The organism is Ferrimonas balearica (genome assembly GCF_019802055.1).
Lineage (GTDB): Bacteria > Pseudomonadota > Gammaproteobacteria > Enterobacterales > Shewanellaceae > Ferrimonas > Ferrimonas balearica_A.
The window spans coordinates 476,364-501,865 of the sequence record NZ_JAHVHW010000007.1 but is presented as its reverse complement, the minus strand read 5'-3'; the positions used below and the strand labels follow the sequence as shown (position 1 = coordinate 501,865).

At 58.3% G+C, this 25,502-nt stretch carries 25 protein-coding genes; 16 read left to right on the top strand and 9 right to left on the bottom strand.

Translation table 11 applies throughout. The features are described from left to right. Positions 1 to 105: 105 nt before the first annotated feature. The 3 genes from KUV52_RS09850 to KUV52_RS19025 all read left to right on the top strand — a co-directional run bounded on the left by KUV52_RS09850 (position 106) and on the right by KUV52_RS19025 (position 5,324). Positions 106 to 1,695, top strand: coding sequence for a M28 family metallopeptidase (locus KUV52_RS09850; protein ID WP_222525769.1), 1,590 nt, complete (start codon positions 106 to 108; stop codon positions 1,693 to 1,695). A 200-nt stretch (positions 1,696 to 1,895) separates the two neighbouring features. Next, the gene (asnB, locus tag KUV52_RS09845) at positions 1,896 to 3,560 is read left to right on the top strand and encodes an asparagine synthase B (RefSeq protein ID WP_222525768.1); all 1,665 of its coding nucleotides are present in this window, start codon (positions 1,896 to 1,898) and stop codon (positions 3,558 to 3,560) included. A gap of 216 nt (positions 3,561 to 3,776) precedes the next feature. Further along, positions 3,777 to 5,324: an EAL domain-containing protein gene (locus KUV52_RS19025; protein ID WP_222525767.1), complete on the top strand. Its 1,548-nt coding sequence runs from the start codon at positions 3,777 to 3,779 to the stop codon at positions 5,322 to 5,324. On the opposite strand, the gene ybaK is transcribed toward KUV52_RS19025, so the two are convergent. Both ybaK and KUV52_RS09830 read right to left on the bottom strand, forming a co-directional pair. Beyond that, complete coding sequence (gene ybaK, locus KUV52_RS09835; RefSeq protein WP_222525766.1) at positions 5,271 to 5,741, bottom strand: Cys-tRNA(Pro) deacylase; 471 nt, start codon at positions 5,739 to 5,741, stop codon at positions 5,271 to 5,273. The genes KUV52_RS19025 and ybaK overlap by 54 nt on opposite strands. Positions 5,742 to 5,832: 91 nt before the next feature. Further along, a complete protein-coding gene (locus tag KUV52_RS09830) occupies positions 5,833 to 6,603 on the bottom strand; it encodes a DeoR/GlpR family DNA-binding transcription regulator (protein WP_222526821.1) in 771 nt (256 codons plus the stop codon). A gap of 233 nt (positions 6,604 to 6,836) precedes the next feature. Here KUV52_RS09830 and ltnD point away from each other — a divergent pair, with 233 nt between their 5' ends. The 5 genes from ltnD to KUV52_RS09805 all read left to right on the top strand — a co-directional run bounded on the left by ltnD (position 6,837) and on the right by KUV52_RS09805 (position 11,982). Continuing rightward, a complete protein-coding gene (ltnD, locus tag KUV52_RS09825; RefSeq protein ID WP_222525765.1) occupies positions 6,837 to 7,748 on the top strand; it encodes an L-threonate dehydrogenase in 912 nt (303 codons plus the stop codon). Then, positions 7,745 to 9,013, top strand: a complete 1,269-nt coding sequence (otnK, locus tag KUV52_RS09820; protein ID WP_222525764.1) for a 3-oxo-tetronate kinase — start codon at positions 7,745 to 7,747, stop codon at positions 9,011 to 9,013. The genes ltnD and otnK overlap by 4 nt, the downstream gene beginning before the upstream one ends. Further along, positions 9,010 to 9,663: an aldolase gene (locus tag KUV52_RS09815; protein WP_222525763.1), complete on the top strand. Its 654-nt coding sequence runs from the start codon at positions 9,010 to 9,012 to the stop codon at positions 9,661 to 9,663. The genes otnK and KUV52_RS09815 overlap by 4 nt, the downstream gene beginning before the upstream one ends. Further along, positions 9,656 to 10,435, top strand: coding sequence for a 2-oxo-tetronate isomerase (otnI, locus tag KUV52_RS09810; RefSeq protein WP_222525762.1), 780 nt, complete (start codon positions 9,656 to 9,658; stop codon positions 10,433 to 10,435). Before KUV52_RS09815 ends, otnI begins: the two co-directional genes overlap by 8 nt. A gap of 74 nt (positions 10,436 to 10,509) precedes the next feature. Beyond that, the gene (locus tag KUV52_RS09805; protein WP_222525761.1) at positions 10,510 to 11,982 is read left to right on the top strand and encodes a GntP family permease; all 1,473 of its coding nucleotides are present in this window, start codon (positions 10,510 to 10,512) and stop codon (positions 11,980 to 11,982) included. Positions 11,983 to 12,057: 75 nt separating this feature from the next. On the opposite strand, the gene KUV52_RS09800 is transcribed toward KUV52_RS09805, so the two are convergent. Then, positions 12,058 to 13,401 carry a hypothetical protein gene (locus KUV52_RS09800; protein ID WP_222525760.1) on the bottom strand — a complete coding sequence of 448 codons (1,344 nt, stop codon included), beginning with the start codon at positions 13,399 to 13,401 and terminating at the stop codon, positions 12,058 to 12,060. A 138-nt stretch (positions 13,402 to 13,539) separates the two neighbouring features. Further along, positions 13,540 to 13,962, bottom strand: a complete 423-nt coding sequence (locus KUV52_RS09795) for a MarR family winged helix-turn-helix transcriptional regulator (RefSeq protein WP_222525759.1) — start codon at positions 13,960 to 13,962, stop codon at positions 13,540 to 13,542. A 149-nt stretch (positions 13,963 to 14,111) separates the two neighbouring features. Here KUV52_RS09795 and KUV52_RS09790 point away from each other — a divergent pair, with 149 nt between their 5' ends. Together KUV52_RS09790 and mog are read left to right on the top strand one after the other, a co-directional pair. Continuing rightward, complete coding sequence (locus tag KUV52_RS09790) at positions 14,112 to 14,396, top strand: DUF3861 domain-containing protein (RefSeq protein WP_222525758.1); 285 nt, start codon at positions 14,112 to 14,114, stop codon at positions 14,394 to 14,396. Between the two features lie 228 nt (positions 14,397 to 14,624). Further along, positions 14,625 to 15,158, top strand: a complete 534-nt coding sequence (gene mog / locus KUV52_RS09785; protein WP_222525757.1) for a molybdopterin adenylyltransferase — start codon at positions 14,625 to 14,627, stop codon at positions 15,156 to 15,158. Between the two features lie 201 nt (positions 15,159 to 15,359). Here mog and nrfD read toward each other — a convergent pair whose 3' ends face one another. Genes nrfD through KUV52_RS09765 form a run of 4 tightly spaced genes read right to left on the bottom strand, consistent with a single transcriptional unit; the run spans position 15,360 to position 17,655 of the window. Continuing rightward, positions 15,360 to 16,322 (bottom strand): cytochrome c nitrite reductase subunit NrfD, encoded by a 963-nt coding sequence (gene nrfD / locus KUV52_RS09780; protein ID WP_222525756.1) that lies wholly within the window; start codon positions 16,320 to 16,322, stop codon positions 15,360 to 15,362. Then, positions 16,322 to 16,981, bottom strand: a complete 660-nt coding sequence (locus KUV52_RS09775) for a 4Fe-4S dicluster domain-containing protein (protein WP_222525755.1) — start codon at positions 16,979 to 16,981, stop codon at positions 16,322 to 16,324. The genes nrfD and KUV52_RS09775 overlap by 1 nt, the downstream gene beginning before the upstream one ends. Then, on the bottom strand, positions 16,978 to 17,424 hold the full coding sequence (locus KUV52_RS09770) for a cytochrome c3 family protein (RefSeq protein ID WP_222525754.1): 447 nt from the start codon (positions 17,422 to 17,424) through the stop codon (positions 16,978 to 16,980). Before KUV52_RS09770 ends, KUV52_RS09775 begins: the two co-directional genes overlap by 4 nt. A 45-nt stretch (positions 17,425 to 17,469) precedes the next feature. Continuing rightward, positions 17,470 to 17,655, bottom strand: a complete 186-nt coding sequence (locus tag KUV52_RS09765; protein WP_222525753.1) for a hypothetical protein — start codon at positions 17,653 to 17,655, stop codon at positions 17,470 to 17,472. Positions 17,656 to 18,076: 421 nt separating this feature from the next. Here KUV52_RS09765 and KUV52_RS09760 point away from each other — a divergent pair, with 421 nt between their 5' ends. From KUV52_RS09760 to KUV52_RS09750, 3 genes are all read left to right on the top strand, one after another. After that, the gene (locus KUV52_RS09760; protein WP_222525752.1) at positions 18,077 to 19,069 is read left to right on the top strand and encodes a LysR family transcriptional regulator; all 993 of its coding nucleotides are present in this window, start codon (positions 18,077 to 18,079) and stop codon (positions 19,067 to 19,069) included. A 98-nt stretch (positions 19,070 to 19,167) separates the two neighbouring features. Beyond that, the gene (locus tag KUV52_RS09755) at positions 19,168 to 19,776 is read left to right on the top strand and encodes a LysE family translocator (protein ID WP_222525751.1); all 609 of its coding nucleotides are present in this window, start codon (positions 19,168 to 19,170) and stop codon (positions 19,774 to 19,776) included. Positions 19,777 to 19,985: 209 nt separating this feature from the next. Next, positions 19,986 to 20,894: a hypothetical protein gene (locus tag KUV52_RS09750; protein WP_222525750.1), complete on the top strand. Its 909-nt coding sequence runs from the start codon at positions 19,986 to 19,988 to the stop codon at positions 20,892 to 20,894. A gap of 114 nt (positions 20,895 to 21,008) precedes the next feature. On the opposite strand, the gene KUV52_RS09745 is transcribed toward KUV52_RS09750, so the two are convergent. Continuing rightward, the gene (locus KUV52_RS09745) at positions 21,009 to 21,485 is read right to left on the bottom strand and encodes a MarR family winged helix-turn-helix transcriptional regulator (RefSeq protein ID WP_222525749.1); all 477 of its coding nucleotides are present in this window, start codon (positions 21,483 to 21,485) and stop codon (positions 21,009 to 21,011) included. 444 nt (positions 21,486 to 21,929) lie between these two features. Here KUV52_RS09745 and KUV52_RS09740 point away from each other — a divergent pair, with 444 nt between their 5' ends. Genes KUV52_RS09740 through ablB form a run of 3 tightly spaced genes read left to right on the top strand, consistent with a single transcriptional unit; the run spans position 21,930 to position 25,455 of the window. Continuing rightward, a complete protein-coding gene (locus tag KUV52_RS09740) occupies positions 21,930 to 23,126 on the top strand; it encodes a KamA family radical SAM protein (protein WP_222525748.1) in 1,197 nt (398 codons plus the stop codon). An 8-nt stretch (positions 23,127 to 23,134) separates the two neighbouring features. Then, a complete protein-coding gene (locus tag KUV52_RS09735) occupies positions 23,135 to 24,574 on the top strand; it encodes a sodium:solute symporter (RefSeq protein WP_222525747.1) in 1,440 nt (479 codons plus the stop codon). Beyond that, positions 24,571 to 25,455, top strand: coding sequence for a putative beta-lysine N-acetyltransferase (gene ablB / locus KUV52_RS09730; RefSeq protein ID WP_222525746.1), 885 nt, complete (start codon positions 24,571 to 24,573; stop codon positions 25,453 to 25,455). The genes KUV52_RS09735 and ablB overlap by 4 nt, the downstream gene beginning before the upstream one ends. Positions 25,456 to 25,502 lie beyond the last annotated feature (47 nt).

The following is a 25,502-nucleotide window of genomic DNA, read 5'->3' as shown; positions in this document are numbered from 1 at the left end:
AATTTAGGCCGAACATTGCCTGCCCTTCCCTCCTTTACCCCCCGTTTTGGCTCAGGCATGCTTAAACGCTTACCAAACACCAACATAACAATAACGAGCCCAAGGATGTTAAGACTCACCGCCTCTCTCACTTTGCTGCTGGCTGTCTCAGCCTGCAGCCAATCCCCCTCACCTGAACCGTTTGCCTACGACGAAGCTCGCGTGCGAGCCGACATTCAGGAGCTGGCTTCCGATCGTTACCAGGGCCGCCTGCCCACCACGGAGGGGGAAACCCTGACGCTGGCCTACCTGGAGGGGCAGTTTAAGGCGATGGGCCTTGAGCCGGGCAATGGCGACAGCTATCTGCAGGCGGTGCCCATGGTGCGCCACACCACCGAGAAGGCGAGCCTGACGGTGGACGGCGAAACCTACCGCTACCTCTATGACATGGTGCTGAACAGTTTTTCGGACCAGCCCCAGCTCACCATCAGCCAGAGTGACGTGGTGTTTGTGGGCTACGGTATCCACGCACCGGAGTATGGTTGGAACGACTACGCGGGGTTGGATGTCACCGGCAAGACCGTGGTGATGCTGGTGAACGACCCCGGCTTTGCCACCGGGGAACCGACGCTGTTCAAAGGCGACACCATGACCTACTACGGCCGCTGGGATTACAAGTTTGCCGAGGCGGGTCGTCAGGGGGCAGCCGCCGCGCTGATCATTCACGATACCAAACCCGCTTCCTATCCCTGGCTGGTGGTGCAAAACAGCTGGACCGGTACCCAACTGGGACTGGCGGATGTGAGTGACCCCCACCCTCTGGTGGAGGGCTGGATTAAGAAAGACGCCGCCAAACGGCTTCTGGCCCAGAGCGGTCTGAACCTCGACAGCCTGATGGCGGAGGCGGTAAAGGGACCGATGCATCGCACACTGGGGGTACAGGCTGAGGCCACACTGACCCAGACCATTGAGCGGGCCACCAGCTACAACGTATTGGCCACCCTGCCCGGCACCAGCCGCGCCGAAGAGCAGGTAATCTACACCGCACACTGGGACCACATCGGCAGCCAGGGCGATCAGGTCTACAACGGCGCCATGGATAACGCTTCCGGGCTTGCCAGCATGCTGGAGATCGCCCGCGCTTTTGTGGCCGCGCCCCCCACCAAGCGCAGCGTCAGTTTCCTCGCTGTGACCGGCGAGGAACAGGGTCTGCTGGGCAGTCGCTACTACGCCGCCAACCCGGTATTCCCCCTCGACCGCACCGTTGGCGTATTCAACTCCGACAGCACCAACATCTACGGGCCAACCCGGGATTTCACCGTGGTGGGTCTCGGTCAGTCCAGCCTGGAGCAGTACTTGCTGCCCGCTCTGAAGGCGCAGGGACGCGAACTGTCCCGCGAATCCAACCCGGGCGCTGGCGGCTACTTCCGCTCTGATCACTTCAGCTTTGCTCAGAAAGGGGTACCGGCACTGTTTGCGGGGGGCGGTCGCACGGCGCTCAATGAGGAAGTCGCGGCTGGCCGCGCTGCCGTCATGGAGATGATGAAGGGCTGTTACCACAACCATTGCGACACCTACCGCCCGGAGTGGGATCTGCGCGGTGCCATGCAGGACATCGAGGTCTACTTTAAAGCGGGCCACACCCTGGCCGACGATGATCGCTGGCCCGGTTTCCTGGCGGGCAGCGAGTTCCACTCGCTTCGTCCCGCGCTGTAATCCGCAGCCAATACACCAAACCGGCCCAATCGGCCGGTTTTTTTTGGTTTTATCTCATGCAGATAACCTGATTCACCCGGCGCCATAAACACCACTGATGGCTCACCATTATCAACCTTGGCAAGGTTTTGGGGGCATGGCATGGTGATCTTTCGACCCTATTTCACCCCCGATTTTTCCGAGGTCAAGGAGTAGCCCGTATGTGTGGGATCTTTGCCATTCTGGATCTGAAAACCGATCCACAAGCCCTTCGTCAGGATGCCCTGCGCCTGGCGAAAACCTTGCGCCACCGCGGCCCGGACTGGTCCGGTATCTACGCCGATGACAACGCCATTCTCGCCCATGAGCGCCTGGCTATTGTGGATATCGATAATGGCGCCCAGCCGCTCTATAGCCCTGATGGCAACCTGGTGCTGGCAGTCAATGGCGAAATCTACAACCACCGGGAACTGCGCGAAGAGCTCAGCGTTGGCTACGCGTTTCAAACCGGCTCCGACTGTGAAGTGATCCTGGCCCTCTACCACAAGTACGGCGTGGACTTTCTCGACAAACTCAACGGCATCTTCGCCTTTGTCCTCTGGGATAAGGCCCGGGGTCGGTACCTGGTCGGCCGCGACCATATCGGCATTGTGCCGCTCTATCTGGGCTTCGATGAGCATGGCAATCGCTACTACGCCTCCGAGATGAAAGCCCTGGTACCGGTGTGTAACCGCGTCGAGGAGTTTCTGCCGGGCCAGTACTACGACAGTGAGCGGGGCAAAGCGACACCCTACTACCAGCGCGAATGGCGGGATTATCCGGCCGTGGCGGAAAACCCCGCCAGCCGGGATGAACTGCGCCAGGCCCTTGAGGCGGCAGTGAAGCGCCAGTTGATGTGCGACGTCCCCTACGGCGTGTTGCTCTCCGGCGGGCTCGACTCCTCCATCACTTCCGCCCTGGCCAAGAAGTACTCTGCCCGCCGGATTGAAGAGGATGAAACCAGCCCCGCCTGGTGGCCTCAGTTGCACAGTTTTGCCATTGGACTGGAGGGCGCCCCCGATCTCCAGGCCGCCGCCGAGGTGGCAGACCATCTGGGCACCGTTCACCACGAACTCCACTTTACGGTGCAGGAGGGGATCGACGCCCTGCGTGACGTGATCTATCACCTGGAAACCTATGACGTCACCACGATACGCGCTGCCACACCGATGTACCTGATGGCCCGGATGATCAAGGCGATGGGGATCAAGATGGTGCTCTCCGGCGAAGGCTCAGACGAGTTGTTTGGCGGATACCTCTACTTCCACAAGGCGCCGAACGCTCAGGCGTTCCATGAAGAGACGGTGCGTAAACTGGATAAACTCCACTTGTTTGACTGCCTCCGGGCCAATAAGGCGATGGCAGCCTGGGGAGTCGAAGCCCGGGTGCCCTTCCTCGACAAAGAGTTTATCGACGTTGCAATGAGGCTGAATCCTGACGCCAAATTGATCACCGAAGGGCGGATTGAGAAGCAGATCCTGCGGGAAGCCTTTGCTCACTACCTGCCGGAATCCGTGGCGTGGCGACAGAAAGAGCAGTTTGGTGATGGAGTGGGTTACTCCTGGATCGATCAGTTGAAGAGCTTCGCCAGCCAACAGGTCAGTGATCAGGAGTTGGAAAACGCCCACTTCCGCTTCCCGCACAACACCCCGGATACCAAGGAAGCGTACCTTTATCGTCAGCTGTTTGCGGAGCAGTTCCCGCTGGAGAGTGCTGCGGAGTGTGTGCCCGGCGGCAAGTCTGTCGCCTGCTCCACCCCTGAAGCTCTGGCGTGGGACAGCAGTCTCAGTGCCATTACCGACCCCTCCGGGCGCTCGGTTCAGTCGGTACATCAGGACAGTTACTGATCAGGGTTAAGGCGGCCATCGGGCCGCCTTCCTTTAGGTTATTGATTGGTAAAAGTTTCCCTAACGCAGTTCAGGACAAAGGTGAAGTCTGAAAAAGGCAAAAACGACTACCGGATCACCCCTTAAGCTTTTACTTCCGCCTGTGTGACTTCTTCCCTTGCCCGGATTCTCCCCGCTTCTTAGACTGCGCCGTCGCCCTTGTTCAGGTTGGTTTCCGTGCGCTTTTTAAAAGTTCGTTCCTTTGGCAGTGAAGTCCTGCGCTGCAGCTGGGATGCGCTGTTGTTGATGCTGCTCGGCCTGGCCGGTCTTGCATTGCTGGCCCCACTGGACATCAACTATCGCACCAGTCAGTACCTGGACTTTGCCCTGGATCGGGCCGACTACGTGCTGACGCGCATGGTGAACACCCGGGATCGCTGGCCGGAATCCTTCAGCAGTTGCGATGCCGAACTGCTGGACAAACTGCTGGTGCGGGCCCAGCACTCCAGTCTGACCAACGACTACGTCTACATCAGTGATGAGACCGGCTTCTGTCGGGCCGCCACCAACAACGACATCACCTCGTACGACTATCAGCGCACTCTGGAACACCCTATTCGTCCCGGGTTCTATCTGACCAGCAAAACCACTCTGGCCGGCGAACTCTTCCTCTATCTGGTGGAACTGCGCCCCGGACACTACGTGATGGGCAACACCAACCGTCAAACCCTGATGGACATCATGCTGCCTTCCGATCCGCAACGATTCGCCGCCCACGGCGAGCTGCACTACCAGAAGCAGTCGATTCTCAGCTTTGGTCGAATCCCATCCGATGCTCCCATGGAGTACCGATACGTTCATGATAAAGGGCCACTCAGCGCTGAGCTGGTTCTGCCCGGAAAACAGATTGGGAAGTCGATGCTGAGCTGGCTGAAGATGCTGGGCCTGCCCTGGCTGTTTATGAGCTTTGCGCTGCCGATGTGGTGGCGACGCAAGCGCAGTCTGCACGGGCTCTACCTCAACGACATTGAGCTGTGCTACCAGCGCGGGGAGATCTATCCGGTTTATCAGCCCATTGTCGACGCGGCCAGCGGTCGGGTGACCGGCTACGAACAACTTGCGCGCTGGGACCACCCTTCCGAAGGCTCGGTGCCTCCTAATCTTTTTGTCACCCTGCTTGAGCGCCATCAGCGTCTCAATGGTCTTACGACGCACCTGTTGCGGCAAACTCTGCCAGCGTTGGAGCCTGGCCAGTACCTCAGCCTCAACCTGACTCTGGACCAATTGGTGCAGCAGGATATCGAGCAATGGTTGGTGCCGGTGCTTAAAGAGCGGGGGCTGACTCCCTCACAGATCGTGATTGAGATTACCGAGCGCGAGCCTCTGGCGGGTGAACAAACCGTTTCGGCACTGCTGCGACTGCGGGATCAGGGCTTTCGACTGGCGCTGGATGATTTCGGTACCGGTCACAACGATCTCGGATTTCTGGGGCAATTCCGGCCTGACCTGATTAAGGTCGACAAGATCTACACCCAGTCCATCGGCACCGGCGGTCTGAAAGCCACCATGCTCGAAGCGATCATTCAGATGGGGGTAGAGGCACGAATCCCCTTGGTGTTGGAGGGGGTGGAAACCCAGGCGCAGGCGGATTACCTGCGCCAGAAGGGGGTGGCGATGATGCAGGGCTACCTGTTTGGCTACCCCAGCCGCGTTGTTAACGGTGTGGAAGGATCAGGCGCGTCCCACCGGAGCCAGAGAACCACCGGTCAGTTTCAGCAGATCTGACGGCGCCAGCTCAATCTCCAGGCCACGTCGGCCACCGGACACACAGATGGTGTCAAACTGCTGCGCACTGTCATCCAATACCAGTGGCAGCCGCTTCTTTTGCCCCAGAGGGCTGATCCCGCCGACCACATAGCCGGTGGCTTTCTCCGCTTGTGCGGGGTTTGCCATCACCAGCTTTTTGGCTTTCACCGCCTTGGCGAGCGCTTTCAGATCCAGCATCCCCACCACCGGCACTACCGCCACATAGAGTTTTCCCGCCTCATCGGCGGCCAGCAGGGTTTTGAACACCCGCTCCGGTGCCTGCCCAAGCGCCTGCGCCGCCTCCAGACCGTAGGACTCGGCAGCAGGATCGTGGTGGTACTGATGGATTTGATGAGGGATTTTCGCCTTTTTAGCGGCATCAATGGCGGGAGTCATAGCGTCACCGGAATGGAATCGAATCTGGCCATAATACGCTTCGACGCCGCTTCCGTCCGTCGACAACCGCACATTTGCAGGCGCTATGCGGTCAGCCGACTGGGCGAACCGCCACCCACTCAACGTCTTCGGCCTCCAGTCGCTCCTGGTAGGCCGTGGGCAGTTCCGGATCGCTGATGATGGCATCAAACTCCCCGGTCTCCATCGCCATAAAGGTGCCGGTGCGACCAAACTTACTGCTGTCGCAAACCAGAATCGACTGACGCGCCACACCGGCAATGGCGCGCTTGACCATCACTTTGTCCTGACTCGGTGAGGAGATGCCACGAGGGTTCCAACAGGAGGCGGAGATAAAGGCCAGGTCGATATTGAGGCTGCGCAGGAAACGGGCCGCCAGATCCCCCACACAGGAGTGGTTATCCCGGTCCACCAGACCGCCGGTGTGGTACAACTGGCCCTTGCCGTGATCCGCCAGATACGCGGCGATAAAGAAGTCGTTGGTGACGATCAGCAGGTCATCCCGCTCAGCCAGCACCTTGGCCACTTCCAGCAGGGTGGTTCCCGCATCCAGATAGACGGTGGCGCGGGGAGGGACCCGATCCCGGCACGCTTCCCCCAGTGCCCGCTTGATGCCGAGATTCTGAGTCGCCTTAACCTGATGGCCCAACTCCTCGCGTACCGCCTGCATCCGCTGGACGCCCCCCGCGACCGAGAACACCTCCCCCTTTTCTTCCAGTTTGGCGATATCACGACGCACGGTCATGTGTGACACCCCAAGCTGTTGGGTCAGCTCGGCAATGGAAAGGATCTCCTGCTCATCCAGCAGGGACAGAATGGTGCGTTGACGCTCGGCGGGGATCATTAGGCTCACTCAACCTGTGAAAAGTTGTGAAAGTCTACCTCACCGGCGTGTTCCTGCACAGCCGGTCAGACCAACGACCACAGGGTTTCGGGCAAGATCACATTTCCTCACTCACCAGCGAGTGCAAAAGCACCACCCTGTGAATTTCTGTGATAATCGCGCCCAGAATTCCCCGCCGGTGCAGTTCGATTTTGATTCAACTCCGGCATTCACAACATTTCACAGGGTTTAGCATGACCTCCTACTCCGTTGCGGTAATCGGCCTGGGCTCCATGGGTATGGGCGCCGCCCAATCCTGCATCAACGCTGGCCTGTCCACCTATGGTGTGGATCTGAACGAACAGGCACTGGCCTCCCTCAAAGCCCACGGCGCTGTCGCAGTTGGCACCGATGCCAAAGCGTTTGCGGAGCAACTGGACGCCGTTCTGATGCTGGTGGTCAACGCCAGGCAGGTGAACACCATCCTGTTTGATTTGGGTCTGGCGGATGCGCTGAAGCCGGGCACCGCCGTAATGGTGTCCGCCACCATCTCCGCCGACGACGCCAAGGCGATTGCAGCCGGTCTGGAGCAACGTGGCCTGCTGATGCTGGATGCCCCAGTGTCCGGGGGCGCCGCCAAAGCCGCTGCCGGTGAGATGACCATCATGGCCTCCGGCTCTGACGCCGCTTTCGCCAAGTTGCAGCCGGTGCTGGATGCCACTGCGGGCAAGGTGTACACCATTGGCACCGAGATCGGTCTGGGCGCCACCGTTAAAATCATCCACCAACTGCTGGCAGGCGTGCACATTGCGGCCGGTGCCGAAGCGATGGCCCTGGCCGCTCGCGCAGGCATTCCGCTGGACACCATGTACGAGGTGGTCACCAACGCGGCAGGCAACAGCTGGATGTTTGAAAACCGCATGAAGCACGTGGTGGATGGCGACTACACCCCCACCTCCATGGTGGACATCTTTGTGAAGGACCTGGGGTTGGTGGCCGACACCGCCAAGGCGCTGAAATTCCCGCTGCCTCTGGCCAGCACCGCCTACAACCAGTTTGTGAACGCGTCCAACGCCGGTTATGGCCAGTGGGATGACTCTGCGGTGATCCACAGCTTCCAGGGCATTGAGCTGCCGCTGAACGTCACCCCGGAGGTCAAAGCATGATCCGTCTGGGCGTTATCGCTGACGACTTCACCGGCGCCACCGACATCGCCAGCTTTCTGGTGGCGAACGGTCTGCGCGCCGTGCAGTTCTGCGGCATCCCCCAGGGCGATGTTGAGCTGGATACCGATGCGGTGGTGATCAGCCTGAAATCCCGCTCCTGTCCGGTAGAGGAAGCGGTGGCTGACTCTCTGGCGGCGCTGGACTGGCTCAAAGCCAACGGCGCTGAGCAGATCTACTTCAAGTACTGCTCCACCTTCGACAGCACTGCCAAGGGCAATATCGGCCCGGTGACCGACGCGCTGATGGCGGCGCTGGACACCGAACTGACCATCCTCTGCCCCTCACTGCCGGTCAATGGCCGCAGCGTTTACATGGGTCACCTGTTTGTGGGTGAGCAGTTGCTGTCCGATTCTGGCATGAAAGACCACCCGGTTACGCCGATGACCGACAGCTCCCTGATCCGCCTGATGGATGCCCAGTCTCAGGGCACCACCGGACTGGTGCCTGCCAGTGTGATTGATGCGGGTGTCGACGCGGTGCAAGCCCGCTACGCCGAACTGAAAACCCAGGGGCATCGCTACGCCGCCGTAGACACCCTGAATGAGCGCCACCTGGAGACCCTTGGCCGCTCGGTTGAGGGGATGGCTCTGGTCACCGGCGGCTCCGGTCTGGCTCTGGGCATCGCCCGCCACCTGGCCAAGCCCGGCACCAACATCAGCGACACTCAGGCAGCGGGTCAGCCCCAGAGCGGACGCACCGTGGTGCTGTCCGGCTCCTGCTCGGTGATGACCAATGCCCAGGTTGCCGCCTACCGCGCCGAGGCCGAGTCTTTTGCGCTGGATGTGGAAGCCTGCCTGAGTGACGAGGGATACCTGGACACCCTGCTGTCCTGGCTGCTGCCCCGTCTCGACAACGCCCTGGCACCGATGGTGTATGCCACCGCTGAACCGGAGAAGCTGAAGGCGATCCAGGCTCAGTACGGTGCCGAGCGTGCCTCACACGCGGTGGAGCAAACCTTTGGTGCCCTGGCTGCCCGCCTGCAGGCGGAAGGGGTCAACAACTTTATCGTGGCCGGCGGTGAAACCTCCGGCATCGTCACCCAGTCCCTCAATGTGGACGCCTTCCATATCGGCCCGCCAATTGCCCCGGGGGTACCCTGGGTGCGTGCGGTCTCCCAGCCCATCAGCCTGACCCTCAAGTCCGGCAACTTTGGTCAGGAGCGCTTCTTCTTCGACGCTCAGGCGATGATCCCGGAGGCCCGATGAACCTGTTTGAACTTCACCAGCAGGAGCAGACCCTGCGGGAGCAGATGGTCAGCTTTGGTCGCTCGCTGTTCGAGCGAGGCTACGCCACCGGCGGCGCGGGCAACCTGTCGGTCAAACTGGCCGATGGTACTATCCTGGCCACCCCCACCGGCGCCTCACTGGGGCGTCTGGAGGCGGAAAAACTCTCAAAAGTCACTCTGGATGGCGAACACCTGTCCGGCGACCGCCCCTCCAAAGAGGTGCAGTTCCACCTGGCGATGTACCAGGCCAACCCGGAGTTTGAGGCGGTGGTGCATCTGCACTGCACCCACCTGACCGCCCTCTCCTGCCGTGCCGATCTCAATCCGGACAATGTCATTCGCCCCTTCACTCCCTACTACGTGATGCGGGTGGGCAAACTGCCGCTGGTGCCCTACTACGCTCCCGGCTCTGCCGAGATTGCCCGGGATCTGGCCGCCCTCTCCCCCAGTCACAAGGCGATGCTGCTGGCCAACCATGGTCCGGTAGTAACCGGCACCAGCCTGGTGAACGCCGTGGACAACATGGAGGAGTTGGAGGAGACCGCCAAACTGATGCTGATGCTGGATAACCAACCGATCCGCTACCTCACCGACGATCAAATTACTGAGCTGGAGCGCCGTTATGGCTAAGTTCGCTGCCAACCTGACCATGCTGTTTACCGAAGTGCCCTTTCTGGAGCGCTTCGCTCACGCTGCCGACGCCGGTTTTGAGGCGGTGGAGTTCCTGTTTCCCTACGACTATGACGCCACCGAACTGGCAGACCAACTGCGGGTTCACGGCTTAACCCAAGCCTTGTTCAACATGCCCCCGGGCAACTGGGATGCGGGTGAGCGCGGTATGGCCGCCATCCCGGGTCGCGAAACCGAGTTTCGCGCCAACGCCGAAAAGGCGCTGGCCTACGCCCTGGCACTGAACTGTAAAAAGGTGCACGCCATGGCGGGCCTTATCGACAGCCAGTTTGACTATGACGCCCATCGCACCACCTTTATCGACAACCTGCGCTGGGCCGCCGATCTTTACGCTGAGCACGGCATCACCATCCAGATTGAGCCGCTGAATGACCGCGATGTGCCCGGCTACTTCCTGGCCCACCAGATGGAAGCAGTGGAGTTGGTGGAAGCGATTGATCGTCCCAACGTCAAAGTGCAGCTGGACCTCTACCACGCACAGATCATGGATGGCGACCTGTCCCGCCTGATTGCCCAGATGGGGCAGCACATCGGCCATGTCCAGATAGCCTCTGTGCCGGAACGCCACGAGCCCAGTGAAGGGGAGCTGAACTATCCGCACCTGTTCGACGTGCTGGATCAACACTACGACGGTTACATCGGCTGCGAGTACAAACCGCGCCACAGCACCACATTTGGCCTGGGTTGGGTAAAGCCCTACCTGGCGAAATAACCTAAGTAAAAACCGACGCCGGGCGCACTGCAGCCCGGCGCAACCTTAATTAGAGAAGAGAAAAAGGTACCTTCATGGAAACCACAATCATCGGCGTAGTCGCGGGCCTTTTGGCACTGCTCGCCATGGTGTTGAAAACCCGTATTCACATCTTCCCGGCAATGATCATCACCGCGCTGATCATCGGTCTGTTCGCTGGCATGAAGCCGAACGATCTGACCGCAGCCCTCACCTCCGGCTTTGGTGGCACGCTGTCCTCCATCGGCCTGATCATCGGTTTCGGTGTGATGATGGGCGCCTGTTTTGAAGTGTCCGGCGCCGCCAAGCGTATGGCCCGCACCTTCATCAAGCTGTTCGGTAAAGGCCGCGAAGACATCGCTCTGGGCTTCACCGGCGTACTGGTTTCCATTCCGGTGTTCTGTGACTCCGCTTACGTGCTGTTGCAGTCCCTGGTTCGCGCCATCTCCCAGAACATCGGCAAATCCATGGTTGGCCTGGGCGCCACTCTGGCGATCGGTCTGCTGATCACCCACGCCATGGTTCCGCCGACGCCGGGTCCGGTAGGGGTTGCCGCTCTGCTGGGTGTGGATCTGGGTTCCTACATGGTGTGGGGTCTGATCGTTTCTGTCCCGATGATGCTGGGCACCATCTTCTACACCCGCCGCGTGGGTGAGAAGTACTACCGCGTACCTGGTGAGAACGGTGAGTGGATCACCGAGCCGACCCTGTTCAAAGGCGTTAAGGAGATGAGCGCTGACGAAGAAGCTCAGTTGCCCAGCAACTTCCTCTCCTTTGCCCCTATCCTGCTGCCCATCGCCCTGATCCTGATCCGCACCCTGGTGGGTGGTCCGGCTGAAGGCCAGGATCCGACTCTGCTGCACCACACCATCGACCTGGTAGGTCATCCGGTGATCGCCGTGGGTATCGGCCTGCTGATCGCCCTCTACGGTCTGACCTCCAAGATGCCCCGCGAAGCCGTTATCCAGTCCATGGAGTCCGGCGTTTCCTCCACCGGCATCATCCTGCTGGTAACCGGTGCCGGTGGCGCCATGGGTGCCGTACTGCGTGCCTCCGGTGCCGGTGACGTGATTGCTGAAAGCATCGCCGCGACCGGGCTGCCGCCGATCCTGGTACCGCTGGCCATCGCTTCTCTGCTGCGTCTGGCCCAGGGTTCTGCGACGGTGGCCATGATCACCGCCGCCACCATCACCGCCCCCATGGTGGCCGGTCTTGGCCTGGAGCCGGTATTCGTGGCTCTGGCCTGTGCCGTTGGCTCCATCGGTTTCAGCCACTTCAACGACTCTTACTTCCACGTAGTGACCCGTACTCTGGGCGTGGATGACACCAAAGCTCAGATGGAGATCTGGTGTGTGACCGCCATGATCGCCTGGGCCATTGGTGCCACCATGGTGACCGCTCTGAACCTGCTGTTCGGCTCTGCCGGCACTGCGTTCGACGTAGTGATTCCGATTGCCACTCTGGCAGGTCTGCTGCTGTGGGTGAAGAAGCAGGGCAACGTGGCCGAAGCGGTTCCCGCCAAAGCCTAAGCCAGTGTGCTGACACCGTGAATGCAAAAGCCCGGGCATCGCCCGGGCTTTTTTGTCAGCGAATTCGACTTTGACTCAGTTGATGCCTAGCTCCTCGCGCAGCGCTTTCAGCTCCTTCTCCTTCTGCAACCGCTGGATCTCATGGTCGAGGTTATCCAGTACAGCCTGATCGTTGGCCTGCCTCCTCGCCTGCTCATACTCCAGGCCAAGCTGTGTGATCTCAACCAGCGCTTTGGAAGGGTCCGTCGCATCGGACTCGGTGGAGTCGTAAGTGAAGGAGGTCAACAATCCCGACGGGGAGAAGGTCAGTTTGAGTACCGAGCCCTCAAAGGCGTTACGGTCCAGGCTGACATATTCGAACTGTCCCCGCTGAGGCACCATCACCTCTTTATCAATCAGCAGGTTGGCCCCATCGGACTGTTTGGGATCAGACCAGAGCTGAAACACGGCGGGCGCGGGCAAGCGGTAGACAATGCCCTGACACACACTGCCATTGCTGTAATCGCACTTAGGTGGCGCCTCAGCGTCGCCAGACAGCCCCCGAAACGCGTAGTAGAAGGTCATCTTTTCGCGAACATCGGCGGATGCGGTATCCGCTTCCAGCCAGAGGGCGCGAGCCTGGGGGTAAAGACTGACAACGCTTTCCTCACCTCCCAAGGCGGCTGGTGAAACGCTGTGTCGAACGCCTATAGTCAACGCCAGGTCAAGCTCATTGATTCGTTTCAGTGCCGTGGATTTGACCTTCTCCAACGCTCCGACAGCAGCCTGAGCCGCCAAAATGCAGGACTTGGCCTTGTCCGGCGCCAGGTCGCCACAAACCTTAATCTCATCAGTCTTAGCCTTAATCTGGCTTTCCGCCTGCTTCACCTTGCCCCGAGCATCCGTACGCTCTTTCAGCAAAGCGCGGGTTGACGCATTGCAGATTTCGACCCCGCCACCTGCCAGCAGGATTGATGCGCCAAACGGCTGCTCGGTAAACGATAACTCCGCTGACTTGGTGGGAACTGGAAAGCCTGCGACACCGGTCGCCGCTACATTGGCGATCGCCGTGGCCAGGTTGATTGCCATATCGGCAGACTGGTCCTCACCCTGGGCGTTGATGCTTTTGAGCGTGCCATTGGGGTAAAGCTCCAGATTGAACTTACTGTCGACGGCAAACTGCTTCAGGTCGTAGAAGTCGATGGTATACCAGGTAGTGGGATCCATCCGGTAGGCCTCGTTGAGCGCCAGTTTATGGTCCACCTCAATGCGCGAACTTGAGCAGGATTTCAGTTGCGCGGTGTGCTCAATCGTAAACTCGGTTTTGGGCAACGCATAAGCCACACCATCCCCTTGTTGAGGCGAGTTGACCTTAAGCTCCGTTGCACAACCGGACACACCAATGATCAATGCCAAAAGCGGTACAAATCGGGTCTCCATATCCCTGTTCTCAGTCGTATCCATGGTCTGTGCCATGCTACTGAATGCCGTTCTTCACCTCGCTAAAATGAGTGAGGCGGGGAGTTGCTGCTGAGGCCTCTCCTAAACAGGATTGGGTCCAGGATTCTAACCTCGGGATCAGTTCAGGCTGTGCGTTATCACATGAGCAAGTCTCTGAAATTCTGCCAGTTCGTTGGAACTCAGTCCCTGAGCCATCTTCCGGGTAATCTGTGCATCAATGGCTTCGACCTGCTCCATCACTTCCCACCCCACTTCCGTCAGCGCCAACAGCTGGCTGCGTTTATCTTCCGGATTGGGCTTTTTCACCAGCAGCCCCTGAACCATCAGGGTGTTGAGCAATCGGGTAACCTGCGCCTTATCGCGACTCAACCCCTGCACCACATTATTTGCAGTGCATTGAGTTCGGCTGGCGATCACCTTCAGTACCCGCACGTGCATGGGACTCAGTTCAAGCCCCAACTCCTCGATCTCCTGCTGCATCGCCTTCTTCACGATATGGAACAGCTGAAACACGCTTTCCAACAGAGGGCTATCGGACATACTCGACTCACTCCTGACACATGGTTGACATTATCAACCACTAGACATATAGTTGACATCATCAACTATTTTGGGGTCGATATCAACCTCAAAGCCCGAATGGGATATTGCCCACTTCCCTCTCACCGCAAACGCTGAAGGAGAGACCAATGAAAGGTCATTTGTACCAATTCACCGTTGAGCATCAGGAAGACGCCAAAGGCCAAGCCGTCCAACAGGCTCCACTGGAGTTTCAGGTCCGCAATCACGATGACCTGTTCCACATCATTGAAAGACTTGAGGGAAAACTCGGTCTGGATCAGCAAGATACTGTGGCGTTCGCCGTGGGTTTGAAGCTGTTTGGCGAGGTGATGATGAAGAACCGGAATGTCGAGCTGTTCAAAGCCTTTAAGCCCCATTTCACCGAGTTTATGAAACAACTCAAACGGGCCTGAAGCGACCTGTCGGTTCACCGGGTGATCGGTTGGCTGCGAATTCTCGCTCTGTCTCTCAGGCCGGCTCCTTCCTGCAGCGCATCAGACTCGCGCTGGAAAGGCGCTACCAGAAGGGATCAGAACCTTGCTGAAAAGCGCATCGGATCGTTTCAACGCATGTTTTTTTGGCGCATCCTCCTTTATCCTTGCCGTCGATAAACTTTTACCGAACCCGAAAGGACAGAGTTCATGACCATCGCCAAAATCGGCATCGTGACCGTCAGTGACCGCGCCAGTGCCGGCATCTATGAAGACCTCTCCGGCAAAGCGATCATCGACACCCTGAATGAGTACCTGACTTCCGAGTGGGAGCCGGTTTATGAGGTGATCCCGGATGAGCAGGAAGTTATCGAAGCCACCCTGATCAAGATGGCCGATGAGCAGCAGTGCTGTCTGGTCGTCACCACTGGAGGCACCGGCCCGGCCAAGCGAGACGTCACTCCGGAGGCCACCGAAGCGGTGTGTGATCGCATGATGCCGGGCTTTGGCGAACTGATGCGCGCCGAGTCCCTGAAGTTTGTGCCTACCGCCATCCTCTCCCGCCAAACCGCAGGCCTGCGTGACGACACGCTGATCGTCAACCTGCCGGGCAAGCCCAAATCGATTCGCGAGTGCCTGGATGCGGTGTTCCCCGCCATCCCCTACTGCATCGATCTGATGGAAGGCCCCTTCCTGGAGTGCGACGAAGCGGTGATCAAGCCGTTCCGCCCCAAGGCGAAATAAGCCCCCAAAATTGATGGAACCAAGAAAAAGCCCGGGCCTGAACCCGGGCTTTTTGTCCGTCATGACCGCCATCGGTGGAAAGGATAGGGAGCGAGGGACTTTCGCCAAACTGGAGCCCCTGAAAAAGAACAGCCCCCTTTCAGGGGCCGTATCAAAACCATCGGCTATGCAGGTGGAATCCTCGTTCGGCACACGCCATGGCTAAGCGACCGTCATCTGCCCGGCGTAGAGAATGAAGTGTCGCAGCGCAAAGATCCCGGTCAGGCTAAGCAGGCACAGGCTGGCCACAAACCCAGGTTTGTTAGTCCAGTTGGAGGGCAGCGTCCACTGCAGTAACCAGGGCAGAACCATCCCACAGAACACCACCAGAACCCAGAAAACGCTCGACCAGAACTCGCCCATCAGAGCCACTTTGGCGGACTCCGCACTGGCTCCTCCGGCAAACACCAATCCCAGAAAGAAGGCCACCAGCAGGAACACTTCGGTCATCAGTACCGGTTTCTCAATGAGATGGACAAACTCGATGTCCTGACTGTGGGCCGGCTCCTTAAAGCAGATAAGACTGAACAGAATGGTGGACGCCGCGCCGGACGACACCCCCGAGACCAGAAACAGAATCGGCAGAACCGGGTTGTTCAACAACGGGAACCCCTTCAGAGCCGAGAGCAGAAACCCGGTGTAGGCCCCGACGCACACCGCCAGAAACAGCAGCAGGTTCTGCATGCCCCCTTCCGCCCGCTTGATGCCCAAAAGTACGCGTTGCATCCAGGGCCAGTGGCGAGCCACCAGCATCAGTGGAGCGTGGAATAACGCCATCAAATAGGCCATAAGCACCAGGATGTAGAGGGAGAGGATCATCACCCCCCAGAACATCACGGAGCTGGGATTCCAATAGACCATCATCTTCCAGAACTGCCAGGGCTTGGTAAGGTCGATGATCAGGATCCCCAGTCCCAGGATCACGGACAGGGGGGCAATCAGCGCCATGGCGCGCACGATGCCGCTGCTTGATACCGTCCGCTTATTGAACTCCCGGTAGCGCTTTACCGCGATGGCGATCAGCACCGAACCGGCGGAGACCCCCGCCAGAAACAGGTAGATGGCGATCGGCCATGACCAGACGATGGTGTCAGAGTGCAATACCGCTTGAATGGAACCGTCCATCAGATCACCTCCCCTTTCCCGTGGGGCACCCGGTAGATCTTGGGACGAGTCCCCAGTTCAACCTTGTCCCGATAGGTTTGCTTACGGCGCAACAGCTGAACAATCTCGCTGTTGGGGTCGTTCAGATCCCCAAACGTGAGAGCCCGGGTTGGGCAGGCTTCCACGCAGGCGGGTGGCCGCCCCTGGGCCAGGTTGGTTTTGCGGCAAAAGTCGCACTTGTCCACCGAGCGGGTGTCTGGATTCACAAAACGCACCTTATAGGGACAGGCGGCGATGCAGTACTGGCATCCCACGCACTTGTCCGACTCAACATCGACAATGCCATTCTCGTCGCGGAAGCAGGCGCCGGTGGGACACACCGAGATGCAAGCGGCGGTTTCGCAATGCTCACAGCTTTTTCGGGCAAAACGATAGTGGGTGTCCGGCCCCTCGCCAAACGGACCGCGACGTTCAATCCTCAGACGGGTTACGCTTTCGGGCACCTGATTCACGGTCCGGCACGCCTGCACACAGGCTTCACAGCCGATGCACCGGGATTCGTCGTAAACCAGGGCATAGTTGCGTTTCAGGGGTTGTGCGGAGGCACCGCATCCCGTCAGGGTGGAGATCGGGATCAGCAGGGCGCCGTCGATGAGGAATTGCCTTCTCGACAGGTTCATAGTCTGACCTCCGCATTCTCGATGTGCTGGTGGCAGTCGACGCACAGCTGAGTCCGGGACACCGGCTTCAGCTCAAACATAGGATCGGCCTCGGGATGCAGTGCATGACAGGCGGCACAGGCGAGGCGACTGGCGTGAACATCATGGGTCCAATCGGCTTTGCGAAGCCGCGCGACGCCATGACACTCAAGGCAGATGGCGTTCTGCTCCGCCGCCGGGGTTCTGGCAGTCAGACCAAAACGGATCCCACTCTCTTTATCTCGGGGATGGGCGTCCATATCGCCGTGGCAGCGGACACAACCCACGTCGCTGACCAGGTGACCATGAGCGCCCTCCATGTTGCCATTGCGCTTATGACAGCGCAGACAGGTGCTTTCGTCGGCAAAGGATGCAAAGCAGAAACTGGCCAAACACACTGCCCAAAAGACGGTTCTGTTCAACATGTGAACTCCTAATCTATTGGCAGGAACCGGCCGGAGCCGGAACACTTAGTGGGTTAACGCATCGTGATGATGCCCGCCCTTTTTCTGCTCGGCAGTGCTCTCTTTCTCGACTGTCAGCATTTCATAGAGTCCCATTACCAATCCGGCGATCACAAAGGGAACGGCAATGAACAGGACAAAGAAAATAAACAGATACGGAGTGACTACAGTAAGGAATGTGGTGAATGACATAACGTCCTCCTGGATATATCGGCCTGCGACAAAATCTCCTTTTGACTCAAGTATTGGCCACCACATGAAAAGAGTTAATTGATTTTGATCAATTTCAACCACCGAATGAAAATTAGATATCCGCCATCGATAAAACGTGAAAATTTCAAATCTAAAAGTCAAATAATGAAATTGTGACGACTCAAGCCTGATTTTCATTTATTAGAATTTGAAATTGCCACTACCGGAATGCTGAGGCGTGGTAAAGTGGCCCCCCTTGCGGGACTTGGATCGGTAATTGCGCCAACATGGTGATCCAGATCACACTCCATTTGGCTTTGCTATAAACAGGAGAGTTTGTTTGATCTAGGATATGAAAAGTTAACTTTGCTATCAGTACGTTGAGATGATGTTCGAGCTCAAGTAATTGTTCGGAGGGACCGTGAACAAATTACGCGACATCAACCTTTTCAGCATCATCATATTCGTCAAAGTCTACGAGTCCCGGAATGCACAATCCGTCGCCACCTTGCTTCAAGTTCCGCCCTCCAAAATCAGCCGCTCTCTGGGTACCCTGAGGCACGCTCTCAACGATCTCCTGTTCATCCGTCGCCAGTATGGATTTGAACCCACGCCCATGGCGGACCGGCTCTACCCCTATTTCCAGCAAATGCTGTCGATACTGGATACGGTGGAAAACACCACCAGGCCCAGTGCCCTGAAGCCGCAAAAACACTACACGCTGCTGGCACCCGCCACCCTGACCTGCCGCCTCGGTACTGCGCTCAAGGCTCGCGCGGAGCTGGAGCCAGGCAAGGTGTCGCTCGCCATCAAGACCATGACCAACTGCGGCTGCGAGGACCTGATCCGGGGCCAGGCTGACCTGATGCTGAATTTCAAGGCCAGCGACAAAAACCGGCTGACCTCCAGGCTGATTGCCTCTGGAGAGCTCCTTTTTGTTATCGCCAATGAAAAGCACCCTATCTGGCGATGTCCACCGAACCAGATGTTGGATAATATTATTCAATATCCTTTTTTAATAACCGAATGCCCATTTTTTAATGACCGAATCGATCCATTAGAACTATATGCTATAGACCAAGGGCGCCGATTGGATGTGATTGGTAATGTCGGTTCACTTTCTGAAGTCACCGAATATATTGAAAACAGTGATGCGGTCACCTTTGTTGGATTACGGGTTTCCGCGGATTATCTTTCTCACTTCCCCGGGATTAAAGCGCAGCAACTGAACGATGGCGAGTTTGAAAAACTGCATAAGCGTGCTCCCCCGCCCAACTATTACCTGATTACCCGAAATGAAGATGAGGAACTGCCGAACTGGCTGACCGATGAAATCAGCGAGTTCATCGCCAGTTCCGTACAGAAACCCACCCACCCCTCGCTGGATACCGAATCCAGACCCACCACAGTTTAATCCGGCCCTCTCACCCGCAGCGTATTGTTCGGGAAGACGTTTTTTCCAGACTGGGGCTGAGGTATGCTTGCCGCCTACGCTCACCAACAGGATCCCCAATGACTCTCACCCTCTGGCTCTCCCTCGCCACCGTTTGCACCTTGGGTGCCATGAGCCCTGGCCCTTCTTTGGCGCTGGTGATCCGCAATACCGTTCAGGGTGGTATGAGTCGTGGCGTGGCAACGGCGGTGGGACACGGGCTGGGTATCGCCCTGTACGCGCTGTTGGTGGCGATGGGGTTGGGGCTGGTTATCACCCAGACTCCGGCTCTGTTTGAGGCGATCCGTTATGCCGGTGCGGCCTTCCTGATTTACCTGGCGTGGCAGGCAATCAAACCCAAAGCAACCCCCTCACCAGAGGCGCCCAACCGCGATCCCTACCGACGCTACCAGGGCTTTATCGGTGGGTTTCTCGTGGCGTTTCTGAATCCCAAGATCGCCATCTTCTTTCTGGCGCTGTTCAGTCAGTTTGTTCAGGAGGGCGCTCCCTGGCGGGACAAGCTGATCATGATGGCAACCGCCGGGGGCATTGATGCACTGTGGTACGCCCTGGTGGCACTCGGTGTTGCCCGGACACCGTTAATGGGCTGGTTGCAGAACAACACCCATTGGCTCGACCGCGCTACCGCGCTGGTGCTGACTTTCCTGGCGATCCGCGTGGTGATCTGAGCCCGATGTTGACCCCAACGCCCGACGCGCCGTTTTGAGTGAACCTCCCGATAAATCCGCACTTTGCCATTGAAATTTGGGGCATCTCAACTAGCTTTTGAGATCCTGCAGAGGCAAGCCGTACCCGTCTCGCGGACACCATAATTCGGGGCTTGGGTCCGACAGGGAAAGTGACCCCCCTCAACTCGTGACTGTTTGAGGTTTGGGATATGAATGCACTCAGCACTGCCGTTTCGTGGCTGAAACAGAACTTCAGAACCCTCATCGCCTGGCCATTTAAAGCGATCGGAAAACTGACCCAGTGGTTTTTTATGTTACTGGGGGTCGCGTTTCTGATTTACGGCGGTAAAGAGTTCTACGACTACCACCACTTCGCCCACGCGTATCACTCAGATGCGCCCTGCCCCACATTACTGAATGAACTGGGATTGAACTCGCTGGAGCGCACCGGCTCGGTTCGCTGCATCAATGTCTCTGATCAGGGTGGGGAACTGCAGGCTGGCGAGCGTCGCCATCTGGTGCTGTTTTCCGCTTATGAACCGCAGCCCGGCGATGAGGTCCAGGGCCACGGCTTCGTGACCTTTATGGCGATGACCCGCCTGCCATCCGGCCAGCTTCAACTTGATGAGTTCATCCCGACCGGCTTCTCTCCGCAGGCGAAACAAACCCTGTGGCCGGATAATTTGGTCTCCTATCACGCCACCGTGCAGGGCCACCTGCCCTCTCGCATCGAGCCGATGGTCACCAAGTTGATGCAATCCCTCTATCTGCCGATGGAGTTGATCGAGTATGGCGGCCCCTATCTGGGCAACGGCAACGCCATCCTTAACAACGCGTTTATGGACTCCCCCTCCTTCGTGGCGGCCATCGGCGAAAAGAGCCTGTCGGTTCTGGCCGTGGCGGTCTCCCCCATTGAGTACGAGAACGCCAAGCGCTACCGCAATAAATTCGTTATCGCCGAATACGGCTACGACATCGGCGATGCCACGGCGTTTGTTCATACTGTGGCGGACAAAGTGAATCTGTATACTCCGCCAAAGCTTGTTGGCCCCATGCCGATCGAGTCGCTTACCGCCATCTCCGAGATGAACCGTAAAGTTGGGCAGGAGCCGCGCTGAAGCGGGCACTGGTGCACACGCTACGCAGAGAAAATGCGCCCAATGGGCGCATTTTTGTGTAGGGGGATGGAACCGCTTTGGGGAGAGCGGCACCAGGGGGCAGAGACCCGATGTTCAGTGAGAGTCCTGGATCTGGCCCACGGTCAACATGGGGGCGGCATCCAACTCCTCCGCATCCATCATCGCGGCGATCCGCTCCACTGAGGAGAGCAGCAGACTCTGCTCCCACTCTTCCAACGCCTGGTAGCGCTCAATAAAGTGTTCCTGCAATGGCTGCGGGGCCGATGCCAGCAACTGCTGGCCTTCCTCACTTAATGAGAGACGTACCCGGCGCTTATCCTCATCATCACGAATACGATTGACCAATCCCCGGGACTCAAGCCGGTCGATGATCGAGGTCACAGTGGCCGGGCTCAGATTGACCTCTGCCGCCACCTGACGGGCAATGGGGCCGCCCAGTTTATCGATCTTCTGCATCACCACGAGCTGTGGTCCGGTCAGGCCCGACTCTTTGCTGAGCTTTCGACTGTGAAGATCGATGGCTCGAATGACTTTGCGCAGTGAAATCAGCAATTGCTCGTGTTTGTCCATATTCGCTCCTGCAGGCTCCGGCGCTACTGTAGCAAATTCCCTTTATTAAACCAGTGCCCCCAGGCTGGCCAGTCCAATAAAGAGTACGCCCAGCACCACTATCTCCCGCCAAGCGGAGTGTTTCGTCTTTCGCATAGGTCCTCCTTTTCTGCCCGAGACTTCGATCTGGGCACTTCAAACTTCAACGGGCGAAGCATTCGAACAATTCGTTCGATCACATTCCATTTCGACTCAAACCAATCAACCCCTGATAAGAGGGGCGCAACTCGCTTACAAACCCATTTTTCGCTGTAAATCTGGCCAGAACATGTAAACAAATCCATACGTGGCACGCCACATACGTTACCACCAATTTGATCACAGGTTAAATATTACGTTAGGATCGTTCGCACTCTAATCATATGAATACATATCTTATCTTTGAGAGAAGGAGTATTTTCTCTGATGGCTACAAGCAATGTGCAACGCCAACCTGCTAAAACTCATATCGACCCAATCCCGCTAAAACTGGTAGACACCCACCCCACCTATCATTTCAACAACCATGACGAGTTGATGGCCTTTGACGTTGCCGATCACTCCTGGCGCGAGACTTTGGCCAAGTCTTTCCAGTCCGATAAGGATTTGGCCAAAGTCCTGCAGGGGGTTCGACCTGTTGAGGATGAGGTTTACAAGGTGATTGCGGCCCGCGTGACTCCCTACGTGGCCCAATTGATGGACAAAAATGATCCCGCCTGCCCCATCCGCATTCAGTACGTGCCCGAACAGGATGAGATGAACATCGCCCCCCATGAAATGGGTGATCAACTGGCAGAAGACGACATGATGCCGGAGGGCACCTCCCTGGTGCACCGCTACCCCAATCGTGTGCTGTTTCTGGTACACAACATCTGTGGCGCCTACTGCCGTCACTGCACCCGCAAGCGCATGGTGTCCGACCCGCTGAACGTGATCGATATGGCTCGCATCCGTCGCTCAGTGGAGTATTTGCGTGACCACCCTGAGGTGCAGGACGTGCTGTTGTCCGGCGGCGACCCACTGCTGCTGACCGACAGTAAGCTGGGTGAGATCCTGTCGATGATCCGTGAGGCTCGTCCGGATCTGAAGATCCTGCGTATCGGCAGCCGCCTTCTGGCTCAGTTGCCGACCCGGGTCACCCCGGAGCTGGTGGATGTGCTGGTGGAGAACCGCGTCACTCTGATCAACACCCAGGTGAACCACCCAAAAGAGATCACCCCGCTGTTTATCAAACACACCGGCATGTTGCGTCGTGCTGGCATCATGCTGGGGAACCAGAGTGTGATGATTAAAGGGGTAAACGACAGCGTGGAAGTGATGCGGGACTTGGTCATGGACCTGGTCTCTAACGGCATCCGTCCTTACTACGTCTACTCCATGGATCCGGCACCGGGTAACAGCAAGTTTATGGTCAGCTACGACCGTATGCTGGCGATCTACCACGGTATTCGTGGCTGGGTATCCGGCCCGGCCATCCCCACCTTTATTGTCGATGGCATTGGCGGGCTGGGTAAGATGCCGGTGCAGCCGGAGTACGTTCAAAAGGTGGAGCAGGAGGGCGAAACCAAGCTGATCGCCACCAACTTTGAAGGTCGCACTGCAGACGTCTCCTATCTGCTCTAAGGGCTGCTATGCATTCGCTTGATTACGCCCTGTTTGCAGGCTATCTGCTGGCCTTGGTTGGGGTCGGGTATCACTTTTACCGACGCCATCAGGGCGGCGAGGACTTCTTTCTCGCCGGGCGCAACCTGGGAGCCCGCCATGTGGGTTTCTCCATCGCCGCCACCGATGTGGGTGGCGGTTTCTCCATCGGCTTGGCCGGGCTGGGGTTCACCATGGGCCTGTCCGCCAGTTGGCTGCTGTTTACCGGCCTGCTGGGCGCCTGGCTCTCCGCCGTGTGGCTTATTCCAAGGGTCAAAGCACGGGAAACCCAGCACCGCTTTTTCACCTACCCGGACCTGCTGCGTCATCACTTCGGTGGCAAGGTTGCGATGCTGGCCGCCCTGATCTCTGCTATCGGCTATCTGGGCTTTACCGCCGCGCAACTTCTGGCGGGCGCCAAGCTGGCCGCCAATACTCTGGTGCCCATGGATTTCAGCGGTGGCGATCCTCTGACCCTGGCGCTCTGGCTGATCGGTGGCGCAACAATCCTCTACACCGCCTTCGGTGGCCTCAAAGCGGTGATCTACACCGACAGCATCCAGTGGCTGATCCTGCTGTTGGGGCTGGGAGGTCTGGCGCTGCCGTTTGCCCTCAATGAAGTTGGCGGCTTTTCCGGCCTGATGTCGGCCTTGCCAGCGCAACACTTCTCCCTCCGTGAACTGAGCCCGGGCACCGCCATCAACTGGCTGGTTACCATCACTCCCATCTGGCTGGTGGCCATGACGCTCTATCAGCGCATCTACGCCTGCCGGGATACCAAAACCGCTCAGCGAGCCTGGTATCTGGCCGGCTTTCTGGAGTACCCGATGATGGCCTTTTCCGGTGTACTGCTGGGGATGTGCGCACGGGTTCTACTGCCGGAAGCCGATGCCGAAAGTGCGGTCCCGATGATGATCCGGGACCTGCTGCCACTGGGGCTGACCGGCATCGTCATCGCGGCCTACTTTTCTGCCATCATGTCGACCGCCGACAGCTGCCTGATGGCCAGCTCCGGTAACCTGTTAAACGATATTTGTCGGGTTCGGGACAACTCCCCCCGCGCCGTACGACTGTCGATGCTGGTGACACTGGGGCTGGGACTGCTCGCTATCCTGTTGGCGGCCAAAGCCACCTCCGTGCTGGATGCCATTCTGACCGCCTACGGCCTGATGGTGTCCGGACTGGTGGCCCCAACCCTGGCCTGCCTGTTCTTTCCTCAGGTTGGGTCGCGCGCTGCCCTCGCCGCCATGATCTCCGGCTGCCTGACGCTGCTGCTTTTGATGGCAGACTGGCTGCCGCTTCCCGCCACTATGGTGAAATGGCAGCTTGACCCCAGTGTCTACGGCCTGAGCGCTTCACTGCTGGTCCTGGCTCTGGCTCACACCGTTTTTGTCACCCGTTCATCTGAATCGATTGAGGTCTCCAAATGAACTCCTTGCTCTCCAGTCTGACCGACTCTGCCGAAGGCTGTTTTCAGTTTGATACCGTTGAGCAGCGCGCTGGCGCGACAATCCAGCATGGTCCCAACAACGACCGGGTCTACCTGATGGGGCTGGGGAAGGCCGACCCCAATGAGGTGCTGTCTGAGATTCATCATCTGGCGGATCAACAGGGGTATGGGAAGATCTTCGCCAAGGTGCCCCACACTCAGGCGGAGCCTTTCCTCCGCCAGGGCTATCAGGTTGAGGCTCGCATCCCCGATTTCTACACCGAGGCCGATGCCCTGTTTCTGGGACACTATCCCGACCCCCAGCGGGCTCAGTTGCGCCAGCCGGAATCCCTGCACCGTGCACTTCAGCAGGCGATCCTGTCATTGAAGCCCGATGACCGCATTCTGACAGACCCCGCCATACGGCAGATGACCCTGGATGACGCTGACGCGATGGCCAACCTCTACGGCCAGGTGTTTCCCAGTTATCCGTTTCCCATCACCGACGCCGGATTTATCCGCGAGACCATGGAAGACAATGTGGCCTACTTTGGCGTAGAGAAAGCGGGCCACCTGGTGGCACTCGCTTCCGCTGAACAGGACCAGGCCAGTGGCACCGTGGAGATGACGGACTTCGCCACTGCGCCGGAAGCCCGCGGTGAGGGCTGGGCACAGCGACTGCTGGCCCAGATGGAGCTGTCGATGGCCAACGAGGGATACCGAATGGCATTTACCATCGCTCGTGCGGTTTCGGTTGGCATGAACCGAACCTTTGCCCGCCGTCAGTACCAGATGGCAGGGAGACTGGTAAACAACACTCAGATCAGCGGCCAGATTGAATCGATGAACGTCTGGTATAAGCCGCTGGCCAAACCGGAGTAACGGGCCAGTCCCCCATCGAGCCGTTCTGGCCCGGTGGGGGACTGGAT

Coding starts and splice junctions, on each gene's coding strand:
- KUV52_RS09850 (WP_222525769.1), top strand. CDS start 106: ATGTTAAGACTCACCGCCTCTCTCACTTTGCTGCTGGCTGTCTCAGCC.
- asnB (WP_222525768.1), top strand. CDS start 1,896: ATGTGTGGGATCTTTGCCATTCTGGATCTGAAAACCGATCCACAAGCC.
- ybaK (WP_222525766.1), bottom strand. CDS start 5,741: ATGACTCCCGCCATTGATGCCGCTAAAAAGGCGAAAATCCCTCATCAA.
- KUV52_RS09830 (WP_222526821.1), bottom strand. CDS start 6,603: ATGATCCCCGCCGAGCGTCAACGCACCATTCTGTCCCTGCTGGATGAG.
- ltnD (WP_222525765.1), top strand. CDS start 6,837: ATGACCTCCTACTCCGTTGCGGTAATCGGCCTGGGCTCCATGGGTATG.
- otnK (WP_222525764.1), top strand. CDS start 7,745: ATGATCCGTCTGGGCGTTATCGCTGACGACTTCACCGGCGCCACCGAC.
- KUV52_RS09815 (WP_222525763.1), top strand. CDS start 9,010: ATGAACCTGTTTGAACTTCACCAGCAGGAGCAGACCCTGCGGGAGCAG.
- otnI (WP_222525762.1), top strand. CDS start 9,656: ATGGCTAAGTTCGCTGCCAACCTGACCATGCTGTTTACCGAAGTGCCC.
- KUV52_RS09805 (WP_222525761.1), top strand. CDS start 10,510: ATGGAAACCACAATCATCGGCGTAGTCGCGGGCCTTTTGGCACTGCTC.
- KUV52_RS09800 (WP_222525760.1), bottom strand. CDS start 13,401: ATGGAGACCCGATTTGTACCGCTTTTGGCATTGATCATTGGTGTGTCC.
- KUV52_RS09795 (WP_222525759.1), bottom strand. CDS start 13,962: ATGTCCGATAGCCCTCTGTTGGAAAGCGTGTTTCAGCTGTTCCATATC.
- KUV52_RS09790 (WP_222525758.1), top strand. CDS start 14,112: ATGAAAGGTCATTTGTACCAATTCACCGTTGAGCATCAGGAAGACGCC.
- mog (WP_222525757.1), top strand. CDS start 14,625: ATGACCATCGCCAAAATCGGCATCGTGACCGTCAGTGACCGCGCCAGT.
- nrfD (WP_222525756.1), bottom strand. CDS start 16,322: ATGGACGGTTCCATTCAAGCGGTATTGCACTCTGACACCATCGTCTGG.
- KUV52_RS09775 (WP_222525755.1), bottom strand. CDS start 16,981: ATGAACCTGTCGAGAAGGCAATTCCTCATCGACGGCGCCCTGCTGATC.
- KUV52_RS09770 (WP_222525754.1), bottom strand. CDS start 17,424: ATGTTGAACAGAACCGTCTTTTGGGCAGTGTGTTTGGCCAGTTTCTGC.
- KUV52_RS09765 (WP_222525753.1), bottom strand. CDS start 17,655: ATGTCATTCACCACATTCCTTACTGTAGTCACTCCGTATCTGTTTATT.
- KUV52_RS09755 (WP_222525751.1), top strand. CDS start 19,168: ATGACTCTCACCCTCTGGCTCTCCCTCGCCACCGTTTGCACCTTGGGT.
- KUV52_RS09750 (WP_222525750.1), top strand. CDS start 19,986: ATGAATGCACTCAGCACTGCCGTTTCGTGGCTGAAACAGAACTTCAGA.
- KUV52_RS09745 (WP_222525749.1), bottom strand. CDS start 21,485: ATGGACAAACACGAGCAATTGCTGATTTCACTGCGCAAAGTCATTCGA.
- KUV52_RS09740 (WP_222525748.1), top strand. CDS start 21,930: ATGGCTACAAGCAATGTGCAACGCCAACCTGCTAAAACTCATATCGAC.
- KUV52_RS09735 (WP_222525747.1), top strand. CDS start 23,135: ATGCATTCGCTTGATTACGCCCTGTTTGCAGGCTATCTGCTGGCCTTG.
- ablB (WP_222525746.1), top strand. CDS start 24,571: ATGAACTCCTTGCTCTCCAGTCTGACCGACTCTGCCGAAGGCTGTTTT.